Genomic DNA, 13,142 nt, shown 5'->3' on the forward strand with positions numbered 1-13,142 from the left:
ATCAAGTCGCCGATGGATTGAGAACGGAGGAACGCTAACGATGAACGAGCCATACGGAAATGCGGATGTTCGCAATCCAAATGAGAACATGGCGTTGTTACAGGCATTCGAAGCGCAAAGGCCTCGACTGCTGCGGGTAGCCTATGCGATTGTCGGTTCCGTTACCGAAGCGGAGGACTGCGTGCAGGAGGCATGGCTGAGGGTGCAGCGTATGAAGGATCCGACGGGGATTCGCAACCTATCGGCATTCCTGACGACGACCGTCGGCCGGCTGGCGCTCAATGTACTCAACAGCGCCCGTGCCCGTCGGGAGCACTATGTCGGCACGTGGCTGCCAGAGCCGCTGGTCGAAGATGTCGGCACGGAAGATCCTTACGAACATATGGCGATGGACGAATCGGTCAGCATGGCGCTGATGGTCGTGCTCGAGCGATTGACGGCGGCGGAGCGGACCGCGTTCTTGCTGCATGACGTGTTCGGACTCTCCTTCGACGAAATCGCCGGGGTCGTGGGTCGCTCGCCTGCGGCGGTTCGCCAGCTCGCCTCCCGCGCGCGTCAGCATGTCGAAAGCGGCCGACCGCGTTTCGCGCCGACGCAGGCGGAGCAGCGGGAGCTCGTCAGCGCATTCGCGGCAGCCTGCCAAGGCGGCGACCTGGAAAGGCTCGCCCACCTGCTCGATCCCCAGGTGGTATGTCGAAGCGACGGCGGAGGCAAGGTCCGCACGTCACCGCGCGTCATCCATGGAGCGGAGGCCGTGGCGCATGGATTGCTCGTTTTTACGAAGGGGGCTCCTCTGGTAATTAAGATGGCTCTCGTCAACGGCGCGCCAGGCTTTATCATACGCGGTTCCGACGGTGCACTGTCGGTGGTGTCCATCACCATCGACAGCAAACGAATCGTGGCGATCGACGTGATGCGCAACCCTGATAAAATGACGACCGTCCGAATTCCGGACGAAACGTAAGATTTTCGGTCGCATTCATTTTAAAAGAGAAGGAAGAGAGGTTAAGGATGACTACGCAATCCACCGTCTCATCGGCTTCAGTTGAACGTCCCTTTTCGATCAAAACCATTATCGGTCCGGTCATGGCCGTTGTCGTGGGCATGATTATGGTCATTCTCGACAGCACGGTCGTCAACGTGGCCATGCCGAACTTGATTCATTACTTCGATACTTCGGTATCTACCATGCAATGGGCGGTCACGGCGTACACCCTTGCGCTATCCGCCGTTATCCCCTTGGCCGGTTGGCTGACGGACCGGTACGGAGCCAAGCAAATCTTTCTGATCACCCTTGTCTTGTTCACATTGGGTTCCTTGCTGTGCTCTATCGCCCAAACGCCGGAGCAACTCATTCTGTACCGCATTATTCAGGGCTTGGGCGGGGGGATGGTCTCCCCGATCGGCATGGCGATGATCTTCCGGCTCGCTCCTCCCGGCAAACAAGGCTCCATCATGGGGGTGCTCGGCGTTCCGATGATGCTGGCGCCTGCCGTCGGGCCGACTTTGTCGGGGTTCCTGGTCGAGTATGCCAGCTGGCACTGGATTTTCCTGATCAACTTGCCGATTGGAATCATCGCGCTGCTGATCGGCATCAAATATTTGCCCAAATTCGAGCAAAAGTCGGTGCCCGCTCTTGACGTATTCGGCATGGTGCTTGCCCCGATCACCTTCGCATCGCTTGCCTATGCCGTCAGCGAAGGCGGCAAAGACTGGGGCTCCATGCAAACGGTCACGGGCCTGATCGTTGGGGGCGTTACTTTGATCCTGTTCATTGCCGCCGAGCTCCGCCACAGGCAGCCGCTTTTGGAACTACGCGTTTTCGGCTCTTCCGACTTCACGCGGGGCATTCTCGTCTTTTGGCTATCGGCGATGGCGTTGTTCGGGTCATTCCTGCTCGTTCCGATGTATTTGCAGACCGTGAAAGGTTTCTCGCCGATGGAATCGGGATTGATGAGCATTCCCCAAGTCATCATGGCCGGGTTGTTCATGCCGATCGGCGGAAAACTGTTCGACAAGATCGGAGCGAGAATTCTCGCGATTATTGGTCTATGTCTGGTCGGAAGCGGCTTGTTCATGCTGTCCCAAATTACGGTCGACACAAGCTCGTACTACGTGATTGGAGCGTATATGCTGATGGGTTCGGGCATGGGGCTATCGATGATGCCGATCAATACGCATATTCTCAAATCGGCACCGCAGAGACTGGTCAGCCGGGTCACTTCGCTCACGACGGCTTCTCAGCAAGTTTTCGTTTCCTTCGCCGTCGCGGGTCTGACCGGTTACTATTCCTCGCGAATCACGCATTATATGGCAACGTCCAAAGGCGACAAAGTAGCAGACATGACCACAGCGTTCGCGGATACGTTCTTGTTCGCGGCATGCCTTGCCGTCGCAGGCGCCTTGCTTGCGCTGATCTTGCGGAAGCCCAAAATCCAACCGGAGGCTGGGCAATCGGATCATCAAGCGAACGTCATCTCGATGGGACATTAATTTTCCAGAACCGGATTTCTGCCGCCCTTCATGGGGCGGTTTTTTTTATTGGGGATCCGTTTCATCGCGTATCGCGAAATTCATTTTTCCGGACGTGTCGATTTAACCGTCAGCGGTTCGTCGTCATGATAGAAGCAAGAAAGAAGCAATCATCAGAAGGGAAGGATTTCAATGAAAAACACGAAAATAACCAGGTTATTATTGCTTGGAGGAGTCATCTCCGCGCCGCTGTTCTTTATCATTGCAATCGTACAGGTAATCACCCGTGCAGGATTTGATATCAAGCGTCATGCCATCAGCACCCTTACTTTGGGCGACTTGGGATGGATTCAAAGCGCTAATTTTATCGTCACGGGATTGCTGGCCTTGTTGGCAGCCATTGGGGCACGGGGCTTACTCATGAGAGGAACAGGCAGGGCAGGCTCATGGCTGATTGGAATTTATGGGATCGGCATGATCATGGCGGGATTTTTTAAGCCCGACCCCGGTCTAGGATTTCCTTCAGGTGCCCCCGAAGGTATGCCGACATCCATGAGCGGCCACGCGGCGCTCCATTCCATGGCATTCTTCGCGTCCTTTATCTGCCTGATTGCGGCAATGGTCGTATTCTCCCGGCGATTCCACGTACAAGGCGAACGGGGTTGGAGAGTCTACTGCCTGTCGGCTTCGATTCTCGCACCCTTACTAATTGTTGCGGGTATGGGTATCAACATTTGGGTTGGAGTTATCATGGGGATTGCCGGGATGGTCGCCTTCGGTTGGGTTTCCGCTCTAGCCGTCCGACTGCTGAACGAAACCTACTTAACGAAACCTACTTACGGATACAATAGTTGAAACCCTAAGGCCATCCTGCAAAGGATGGCCTTCTTCTTGGAGGAATATGGATGATTGTACCGAACTGATTAAGATTAGATATATCCTTGCACGATTCTTGAATTACAGGTGAACCACAATGGAACCCAAGCAATGGGTAGAAGGGGTATTGGTACAATTGGAAGGAGATGTTTGAGACAACGGTTCTCGAGTGTGAATTCTTCGAAAAGTACTTGCAGGAAATGAAGGACAGAATTCCGTATTGTGAAGGAGAGCGTTATTTGGTGTATAACAATTCGTTCTTCGTCAATATGATTACAGATGGCAAGACGACGGTCGGGTTCCCTGACTGGAGCAGATCCGGCGTATGCGATTTCCTTCTTGATTTTGCCATTATGGACTTGAATAAGCCATACTTGCACATCCCGGAACTGTTGTTCGAGTATTGCAAGAAAAGGGGCATCGTCATACGGGATTTTAAGGAAAGATTCTTATGTATGGCTTATTACAAAGGGATCGATGTCTTGCGTTGGCATGCATCCATCGATGACACGGAGTCCTGTACATCCATCATGAAATCCATCAGAGAACTGAATGATCGAATATACGCCTTGTAAACGGTGAAGTTATGAAATATGAAAATGCGAGCGATATATTGCCTGAGGAACTGTTGAAAGAAATCCAAAAATACGCGGCAGGAAAGCTTCTTTATGTTTCCTCCGGAGAGGAAAAAAGGGCTTGGGGCGAAACATCCGGGTACCGTGAACAATTGCAGAAGCGCAATCGAATGATTCGCAATAAGTACGCCCACGGGCTCACGGTTTCGGAACTTGCGGACGAATACTTCTTATCCTTGGACTCTATTAAGAAGATTATTTATTCGAAAACAAAGTATGAGTTGATCCAATGGGCCATCCCAGGAGGGAAGACATGTACGACACTTCACCGATTGAAGGAGCGTTAAAGGTAAAACGGTGGCCTAAAGATACCCTGACGGCGGGTCGTCCCAAAAGGTGAAGTGCGATGGTGAGAAAGAGGTTGACTGATCATAGAAAATGCTGTATTTTAACTTTGACTGACTTGATCAATTTATAAAATGAACTCGAAGGAGACTGGTAACAGCGTGGCACCATTAAATGAAGAGCAGCTGATCCAGATCCGCGATGAGCGCAGGGAGCAGATTTTGTCTGCTGCCTTAAGCGTATTTTCCAGACGCGGCGTTGTCGGAACCAAAATGAGTATGATCGTGAAGGAAGCGGGCATCAGCCATGGCCTAGTGTATCATTATTTTAAATCCAAGGAAGAGCTTTTCGTTACGCTTGTCCAAGTAGCCATAGAGGGTGCGCAGGAAGCCATTTCGTTCGTTACATCCCTTCCGGGGACCGCATATGACAAAATCAGAAAATTGGTTGAAGAAATGATGGACAAGGAAGGAGTCCCGTATTTTCAGCTGATTTATCAGGCAAGAACGTCCGATGGCGTGCCTGAAGAAGCGAGAAAATTGATCGACCAATACACGTTGGACGATTACGTTAACAACCTTCGGCCTTTGTTCGAAGAGGGACAAAGGGACGGGACGATTGCACCGGGGGATCCGGGAGAAATGATTGCAGGCTTCCTGACGGTACTAACCGGAGTGATCATGGTGGGATCGGTGGATGAACGGCAGTTTCGCATCCCGGATATCGAAATGCTGATGAGGATGGTCAGCAAATAAAGCACCTATCGCCTCGTTGCGGGCGGCAGGTGCTTTATTTTTACGGAATGAACGGCTTCTCTTATTGCGGAATGATCTTTTCCAGTATTTCTTCAAGCGGCCGCTGATGCTGCTCCAGCAGCTCGGCGAGTATTTCCTTTCCCTCGTCCGATGCCTCCAGCACCGCTCTGATCATTTGCGGATTGAACAGCTCGTCAAGCGGAACAGACAATGTGTTTATTCCCCAATACATGCCGTAAAGCCGGAAGTTGCGGTTCACCGTGCCCTCTTTAAGCAGCATATTCATCACCTTCCGGCAAAAATCGACCCCTTCAAGCGGCTCTAATCCGGCTTCATATTCAACGCCCTCCCACTGTAAATCCGCCGCACAGTTCAGCCACCAGGCAGGCGTAATGGCTTCACGCTGCATTCGTTCAAGCACCCGCTTTTCAAACTGTGGCTTCGGATCGCTCAGCTGCTCTTGCAAAGAGGATTGCAGGATTTCCGCTTCGATTGCCGCAACCGTCATCCCTTGGCCGAAAATCGGATCATAGATGCAGTAGGCATCACCAAGGACGAGCAGGCCGGCAGGCCAGCGATGAATCTGTTCATAATGGCGGCGGTACAACTCCGCTACGCGAAAGCCTCGCGGGTTACCGACAGGTTCCAAATCTTTGACGATTTCCGCGATCAGGGAAGACGGCAATCCGGCCACCGTTTGTTCGAACGCTTCCGCATCTGTAGGAGGAAATTGCCCTCCGGGGCGGTACAGCAGCAGCTCGGCGACTTGATTCTCGATGAAGGAGAAAACGCCTGTAAAGGTGTTGTTCTCCGGCTGCCCCATAATGTTGACGACATCCCACTCTTCGGCCAGATGCCGCATTGCAGGCGGCAATGTATAGCGGCGAGTACTGTACCCGATGGCCGCCTTCATGTGGTCGGGCTTCGGCACTTCGTACCCCAAGCTCTCCAGCCATTCCGGCAACCGGGAGATTCGGCCGCTGGCATCGACGATCAGGTCGGCCCTCTGGACACTTTCTTCTCCGGCAACTTTCCGATCCCGGACCCGAACTCCGGTAATGGCTGAGCGATCTGGAGCTGCAATGAGTTCAAGTACGTCATGCCTTTGAAGAAACCTCACATTGGGGCTCGCGCTCACGCGTCTGCGGATGACCCATTCTAGAACGGCGCGGCTGAATTTATAATCATTGCGAGGATATGGTCCACTGACGATCCCATATGGATTCATAATATGCGCTGTCTTATTGAGCGAGGAAGGCGAGCCAAGAGCGGCCAACTCCTCCTCGAAGCCGGGAAACAGATTTTCCGTAATCATCTTGCCGCGATTCGTAAATCGATGCGGATGGAAGCCATGAGGGACGCCAGCCCGGTCAGTCGGATGTTCCGGATAATGATCTTTATCAATGACAAGCACTTCTCCGTAAACGTCCGCCAATACGCGAGCAGTCATCAAACCTGCCATGCTGCCTCCAATAACAATTGCCTTTCCCAAACGAAGTTGGTTTTCCATAAAACAACTCTCCTTTAATATGATCGATTAAATCAGTCAACACTCATGCGTTCGATGGTGATTTAGTTTAGGGTTAGAATTTATGGTGTTGTATAGATTAACTAAATTAGTCAATATTCACGCGTTCGATGGTGATCCAGTTTCGGGTTAGAATTATGGTATTGAGTAGATTAACTTAATCAGTCAACACTCACGCGTTCGATGGTGATCAATTTAGGGTTGGAATTACGGTATCCTATAGATTAACTTAATCAGTCAATACTCACGCGTTCGATGGTGAATTAGTCTAGGATTAGAATTTACGGTATTTTGTAGATTAACTAAATTAGTCAATATTCACGCGTTCGATGGTGATCCAGTTTCGGGTTAGAATTATGGTATTGATATAGATTAACTTAATCAGTCAATACTCACACGTTCGATGGTGATTTAGTTTAGGGTTGGATTTATACTGCAGCCATGGAGCCTTCGATACAGACTTCTTTTCCCATTCGAAAATAGTTATCCATAATCTAACCCCCTTTTTATGATTGATCAAATCAGTCAACATTGGATCAACTCAAGAATAGTGCATCCACCACGATATGTCAACTCCTAAAAATGTTGTTGCCCAGTCGAAGCCGCGGCGCTGATGCTGCGATTCCTGCAGTTGAAATAGCCAGACGAGCGCGAGTGTTTCAACTGAAAGGCGAGTTTTGACGGATGTGGTTTCGTTTCCTCGAAATATAGAGGGTTTTGATGCAAAATGCCGAATATTTGTCGAGTGTCTGAAGGAAGTGTTAATCCATACCGGTTCGGGAATAATGAGAGATGAATAGGAGGGTGGACATGTCGTATGTCGTTGATTTTAAAAATGTGTCTACGGTTGGTTTAGAGTCTTCGCCTGTGGCAGATGCGCTTGCCGGTTTGCGTGCGAATGAAGCCCGCTATTTAATGAACAAGTACAAACATGAATTTACGGTTGTGCCTGCCAGTGAAAGTCAGGAGAGCCTTGATTATGTGAACCGCATTTTGAAAGAACGCGATATTGCGTTTGCGGCCAAGCCTTTGGAGACGTCGCGTTTTCAAGTGGAAAACATCCAAATCACTTACGTTTTTTATGAGGATGGGCTTGCGCTCAATGTCATGTATACGATTGATGACCCTAAGAAGCGAGCCGTTGGTTTCAAGCTTTCCGAGGGAATGGAAGTACCCAAGGAGCTTGAAGGGAAGTTCAAGTTTGCTACGCAGAAGTCTAAACTGGCCGGAACCATTCGAGGCTCTTTCTTTGTGATTAAAGGAGAATACTAAAGCCAAAGCGCTAGAGTTGATTGCGCGCGGTGGAGTCTTCGCAGTACATGAGCCGTTTTGGGGAAGTCCCCGAAACGGCTCTTATAGTTTGCGTTAACGGCGTGCGCGATTATTCGAATGACAAGATTGACAGGAGAAACGAACTTCCTTAAAATTTGATCATACAATCAATAGTTTGATTAAATGATCAGAATTCATGTGATGGGTGCGATTCTTCGCCTGCGCCAGTCACATCGAATCGGAGGAAAGGGAGTTGCAACCGCTCATGTCCAACCTGCAACAGAGCAATAAGAAAGCTACGATTGTTCAGCTAACGCGATTCGAACGCGCACTCGTACTGGTTACTCCCCCTGTTCTGGGTCTTATTCTGGGGTATTTCGTCCCTGCCATCGCGGATTGGGCCGCCTCTCTTCCTTGGTTCCCCTTTCAAGGCCCTTTGAAGCTCATCGCTTCCATTCAAGCGGGCTGGACGGTCATCGTGACGGCTTTTCTGGGCTTGATTGCGGGCGTTTGGCTCACGAATGAAGCCATCAAGGACAGCCTCGTCATTACGATATCCGACGACGAAGCCACATTAAGCATCAAGAGCACCAAGATAAGCTTTTCCAAACCGGATATCGCTTCGGTTTTTATGGATGGCAAGCAGTTGGTTCTGATTGGACGCAACGGCCTGGAGCTGGCTCGCGAATCTTTTGATTCGACGCCTGCCCCTATTGCAGATGCTTTTATCGGGCATGGGTATCCTTGGTCTCCCGAGGGGGACCCGTTCGAGGCCGATTACCGCCTGTGGGTGAAGAATACGCCCGACTTGCCGCCCGCATTGAATGCCCTGATGAAGGCCCGCGAGCAGGCCTTGCTCGGCAAAGATGCGGAATCCGCGAAAGAGATACAGCGAGAAGCGGGGAAGCTTGGCGTGTCGATACGGGATAAAGGGAAATTTCAGTACTGGAGGAACGCGGATCGAATCGACAAGGGGGATCGGAAATGAAGGATAAGCATACGGATGAAAAACAGACCTTCATTGCCGATGCCAGGCGCGCCCAAATCTTCGATGCGACGTTGATGACGCTGGATGAGGTCGGGTATATTCGCGCCAGCATGGCTCAAATCGCCAAGAGGGCCGGAATCAGCGCGGCGCTCATTTCCTACCATTTTCGGGACAAGAGCGATTTGATGGACTACACGTTAATGAAGCTGTTGACCGACATGTCCACCTATGTATTGGAACGAACGGAAGCGGCATCGAGCCCCCGCGATAAGCTGAAGGCTTACATCGAAGCCAGCATCGCCTATCAAGCCGAGAAGCCCGCCCGCAATATCGCGCTGATCGAGATTGTCTTTCATGCCCGAACGGCGGACAATGTGCCCTACTACAAACTGAACGATGATGAAGAGGACCCCCTGGAGAGCGAACTGCTGCGGATTTTGCGAATGGGGCAGGAGCAAAAGGAGTTCGGCGAGTTTAACGTATGGGCGATGGCCAGCGCGATTCGAGGCGGGATTGACGAATACGCCTTCAACGGGAAATTGAAGGGCAACGTCGATCCGAATAGCTACAGCATGGAACTCGTGAATCTGTTCGGCCGGGCGGTTCTGGGGGGTTGAACTAGAAAGCTCACCTTACGGGTTGATAAGGTGAGCTTTATTCGATACTACCTTGATGTGCTTAGATCTGCGGCCGATCTTTTTTCCTGCGAATGAAGCGCCGATGGATGAAAAAAGTGATGAGCAAAGACAGGACGCCCAGCAAAATCGGTACACCAAACCCTTCCAAAGAGAAGGGCCTACCTTCCAACTTGAGGTGGTCGGTGGCGCGATATTCGAGCCGCTTGGCGGCGAATTTCGCCGTCCGGATATCCTCTTGCTTGGCCAAATCCTCGAATGCGGGCTCCATGGCAAACCGATCCGCCGCGTCGCGGTGCAGGTACAGCAGTTTTGCGCCGCTGCCGCCGTTCTTCCACTGTTTGATGTCATCGGCCGCCGCAGACTCGGCATCGGCACCGATGACGATCATTTTCTCCAGCTTCGGCACGTTGTCGATCTGATAGCGCGCGACCAGGTTCAGGCCGTGCTTCGTCACGATCGGTTCTTTCGCGCTGGAAACGGTCAACGTCGTCGTCGTACCGGAAGCGGCGTACGTATCGAATGCGGCGGACAAATCCAGTTCATCGGCGCCATTATATAGCAGCACGCCCGCCTTGACTTTGTTCCACTGAAAAGCGTTGTTCAGTACGTACGTTAGATCGCTTAGTCCGGCAACGAACGGTTTCATTTGCGGGTTGGTCACGTAATCGTAAGAAGGGTAGTTCATCTCTTTCGCCACTTTTTTCGCCGTCTCTTCGCCTACCTGCTGGGAAATGACGTATAGCGTAGCGTCGATCCCCGATGTCAGTCCGGCGGAAGATACGATATGGCCTTGCGGGACGAAGCGCCGATCTTTCACCCAGTGGATGTCCGGGTATTTTTTCATGAGCCGGTTAATGTCTCCCCAGTGCGTCGCGGCCGATTTGCCGTTCAACAAGCCGGTATCCGCCAGGTTTTCAGCCCCGTTGCAAATGGAGATCAATGTCGTCTTGTCGCTCGAGTGCTTCCGAATCCACTCGCGGACAGGCGCATATTTTTGTTCGTCCAAAATCGGCATAAACGGAATGACGATCACATCCGGGCTTTTGCCGAGCAGCGCATCCATGTCGTCAAACGAATAATGCGGGACGACATCGAGTCCGCCGGTTAGCGATTTGATTTCGCGATCGGGAGCAACGCCGTATACATTGTAAGCTTCCGTCATCGCAAACATCTTGTACGGGACGAGAAAATCGAACACTTCGGTCACTTCGTTCGCCAGCAGCACGGCCACCGTCGGTTTGTTCGCGTCGTATTTCTGTACCTGTACATTCGTCAAGGCAGGTGGGGCTTTGTCGTATACCGACATTCCGGCATTCATCGTGCGAATGGACCCGACTGCCCCTGTCCCCCCTACAACAACGATGAAAACGACGAGATAGATGATGATGCGCCATACAACCTTCACTTGCTTACTCCCCTTCCAGTTAACTTTCTTACCCTTTAAAAGTAACAAACCAAAATAGACTTATCATCCGCATCCGGCCCGATGGAGGGGCTCGGCTCGCGCTGGAGCAGGCGCTGGACCCTGGTCTATTTTCTTTTTTTTGCATGACTCGAAAGGGCTATTCGCTGCTTGGGTTAGCCGGAAAAGGAAGCATTATTTTATTTCTCCACCGCGATGCCGGCTGCTTCCCTATGCCCGTAGGCAACGATTCTACTAAACTGGGATGAGACTTCATTCGCAGGAAGAGGCTGATCGTTTTTGATCCACCAAGTGACAACCCCCATAAAAGACGATACGAGGTGTTCGAGCAGCAATTCCTTGAACGGCCAGCTGATCGCGCAAGGCGATCCGCGCGAAATCGTGACGGAGCGGCTGGTTGAAGACGTGTTCGGCTTGAAGTGCACCATCATTGACGATCCGGTGTCGCACACGCCGCTTGTCGTCCCATTGGGCAGGGATCGTTGATCCAAACGCATATTGACAAGGCTTTCACTATTTTCTTGTTGATATCTAGCGTGTTTATGATATTATGAGATTGCGTTATTTGGAATGCTGCGATTCAAATATACGGGATCTAGCAAACCAATCATTTTTTTGACCACATCCGCGAGGAAGTTAAGGCCATACGGACAGCCGGGTCAAATGCCGACTGGCAACTTAGGTTGCCTTATTGATTGAGTTCAAAGCTCAAATTTTATAAGTTTGGTTGCTCATCGACCAGGTGCATTGTTGCATCGCACATCAACTTGTGAAACGATCAATAAGAGTGGTAAAAGTGATTGTTTGCTATATAGACTCTGATCCGTTCCCGATATATTTTGAATATTAATAAGCTTCCTAGACAAGCTATGTCCGCTTTTGGCGGCATTTAATATTCGTGATTTATATCCAAACAAGTGTGATACGCGATGATGCGTTTTTTCCACTTGTTTTTTTGTGCGAAAAAATCGGCGGCAATCGTCTGATCCCCCAAACAAATCATGAGGCAAGGAGAGCGAGAAATGGGAAAAGCACTAGTTATCGGTTGCGGCGGAGTAGCGTCGGTAGCCATCCACAAATGCGTTCAGAACAGCGAGGTATTCGAAGAGATTTGCATCGCAAGCCGCACCAAATCCAAATGCGATGCGTTGAAGGCCCAACTGGACGGCGTCAAAACGAAAATCACGACCGCGCAAGTGGATGCCAACAACGTGGACGAGCTCATCGCGCTCATTGAAGAAGTAAAACCGGATATCGTCATGAACCTGGCGCTGCCGTACCAGGATCTGACGATCATGGACGCTTGCCTGGCAACGAAGACTCATTATATGGATACGGCCAACTACGAGCCGGAAGATACCGCGAAGTTCGAATACAAATGGCAGTGGGAATACCGCGAACGGTTCGAGCAAGCCGGCATTACCGCTCTGCTGGGCAGCGGCTTCGACCCGGGCGTAACCGGCGTATTCTCGGCGTATGCGCTCAAGCACTACTTCGACGAGATCGAATATATCGACATCCTGGACTGCAACGGTGGGGATCACGGCTATCCGTTCGCCACGAATTTCAACCCGGAGATCAATATCCGCGAAGTGTCGGCCAACGGGAGATACTGGGAGAACGGCGAATGGATCGAGACCAAGCCCATGGAGATCAAGCGCGTCTACAACTTCGCCGAAGTCGGCGAGAAGGACATGTATCTGCTTTATCATGAAGAGCTCGAATCCCTTGCAGTCAACATGCCGGGACTGAAGCGCATCCGGTTCTTCATGACCTTCGGCCAGAGCTACCTGACTCACCTCAAGGCATTGGAGAACGTCGGCATGACTTCGATCGAGCCGATCGAATTCGAAGGGAAGCAAATCATTCCGCTCCAGTTCCTCAAGGCTGTATTGCCGGATCCGGCATCGCTGGGGCCGCGTACCGTCGGCAAGACGAATATCGGCTGCATTTTCCAAGGCAAAAAGAACGGCGTATCGAAAACGTACTACGTGTACAACGTTTGCGACCATCAAGCGTGCTTCCGGGAAGTGGGCTCTCAAGCGATCTCTTATACGACCGGCGTTCCTGCCATGATCGGAGCCGCCATGGTGCTGACCGGCAAGTGGAACAAGCCCGGCGTCTACAATGTCGAAGAGTTCGATCCGGATCCGTTCATGGAAGAATTGAACAAATGGGGACTTCCATGGGTAGAAGACTTCAATCCCGTACTGGTTGACGATGGACAGGAATCGCTGGACGCGCTCAAACAACCGGTGCTGGCTCGTTAA

General features: G+C 51.3%; 11 protein-coding genes and 1 pseudogene. 10 read left to right on the forward strand and 2 right to left on the reverse strand.

Going from position 1 to position 13,142, the window contains the following annotated elements; all coding sequences use genetic code 11:
- The first annotated feature begins 40 nt into the window (after positions 1 to 40).
- The 5 genes and pseudogenes from sigJ to LKX83_RS14280 all read left to right on the forward strand — a co-directional run bounded on the left by sigJ (position 41) and on the right by LKX83_RS14280 (position 5,023).
- Entirely contained in the window at positions 41 to 964 is a 924-nt protein-coding gene (gene sigJ / locus LKX83_RS14260; protein WP_227882939.1) for an RNA polymerase sigma factor SigJ, read from the forward strand.
- Between the two features lie 47 nt (positions 965 to 1,011).
- Entirely contained in the window at positions 1,012 to 2,493 is a 1,482-nt protein-coding gene (locus LKX83_RS14265; RefSeq protein ID WP_227882940.1) for a DHA2 family efflux MFS transporter permease subunit, read from the forward strand.
- 171 nt (positions 2,494 to 2,664) lie between these two features.
- Complete coding sequence (locus tag LKX83_RS14270; RefSeq protein WP_227882941.1) at positions 2,665 to 3,327, forward strand: DUF998 domain-containing protein; 663 nt, start codon at positions 2,665 to 2,667, stop codon at positions 3,325 to 3,327.
- A gap of 607 nt (positions 3,328 to 3,934) precedes the next feature.
- Positions 3,935 to 4,192: pseudogene (locus LKX83_RS14275) on the forward strand (CD3324 family protein); the annotation flags it as partial.
- Positions 4,193 to 4,429: 237 nt separating this feature from the next.
- Complete coding sequence (locus tag LKX83_RS14280) at positions 4,430 to 5,023, forward strand: TetR/AcrR family transcriptional regulator (RefSeq protein ID WP_227882942.1); 594 nt, start codon at positions 4,430 to 4,432, stop codon at positions 5,021 to 5,023.
- A 61-nt stretch (positions 5,024 to 5,084) separates the two neighbouring features.
- Here the strand turns inward: LKX83_RS14280 and LKX83_RS14285 are convergent, their stop codons facing one another.
- The gene (locus tag LKX83_RS14285; RefSeq protein ID WP_227882943.1) at positions 5,085 to 6,533 is read right to left on the reverse strand and encodes an NAD(P)/FAD-dependent oxidoreductase; all 1,449 of its coding nucleotides are present in this window, start codon (positions 6,531 to 6,533) and stop codon (positions 5,085 to 5,087) included.
- 828 nt (positions 6,534 to 7,361) lie between these two features.
- Here LKX83_RS14285 and LKX83_RS14290 point away from each other — a divergent pair.
- The 3 genes from LKX83_RS14290 to LKX83_RS14300 all read left to right on the forward strand — a co-directional run bounded on the left by LKX83_RS14290 (position 7,362) and on the right by LKX83_RS14300 (position 9,428).
- Complete coding sequence (locus LKX83_RS14290; RefSeq protein ID WP_227882944.1) at positions 7,362 to 7,823, forward strand: phage tail protein; 462 nt, start codon at positions 7,362 to 7,364, stop codon at positions 7,821 to 7,823.
- Positions 7,824 to 8,088: 265 nt separating this feature from the next.
- A complete protein-coding gene (locus tag LKX83_RS14295) occupies positions 8,089 to 8,811 on the forward strand; it encodes a YqeB family protein (protein ID WP_227882945.1) in 723 nt (240 codons plus the stop codon).
- Positions 8,808 to 9,428 (forward strand): TetR family transcriptional regulator, encoded by a 621-nt coding sequence (locus LKX83_RS14300; protein WP_227882946.1) that lies wholly within the window; start codon positions 8,808 to 8,810, stop codon positions 9,426 to 9,428. Before LKX83_RS14295 ends, LKX83_RS14300 begins: the two co-directional genes overlap by 4 nt.
- A 61-nt stretch (positions 9,429 to 9,489) precedes the next feature.
- On the opposite strand, the gene LKX83_RS14305 is transcribed toward LKX83_RS14300, so the two are convergent.
- Positions 9,490 to 10,854: a DJ-1/PfpI family protein gene (locus LKX83_RS14305; protein ID WP_227882947.1), complete on the reverse strand. Its 1,365-nt coding sequence runs from the start codon at positions 10,852 to 10,854 to the stop codon at positions 9,490 to 9,492.
- Positions 10,855 to 11,211: 357 nt separating this feature from the next.
- Between LKX83_RS14305 and LKX83_RS14310 the strand changes: the two genes are divergently transcribed.
- A complete protein-coding gene (locus LKX83_RS14310) occupies positions 11,212 to 11,358 on the forward strand; it encodes a hypothetical protein (protein WP_227882948.1) in 147 nt (48 codons plus the stop codon).
- Positions 11,359 to 11,894: 536 nt separating this feature from the next.
- Positions 11,895 to 13,142, forward strand: coding sequence for a saccharopine dehydrogenase family protein (locus tag LKX83_RS14315; protein ID WP_227882949.1), 1,248 nt, complete (start codon positions 11,895 to 11,897; stop codon positions 13,140 to 13,142).

It is taken from the genome of Cohnella baijiui, from assembly GCF_020731285.1.
In the GTDB taxonomy this organism is placed as follows: Bacteria; Bacillota; Bacilli; order Paenibacillales; family Paenibacillaceae; genus Cohnella.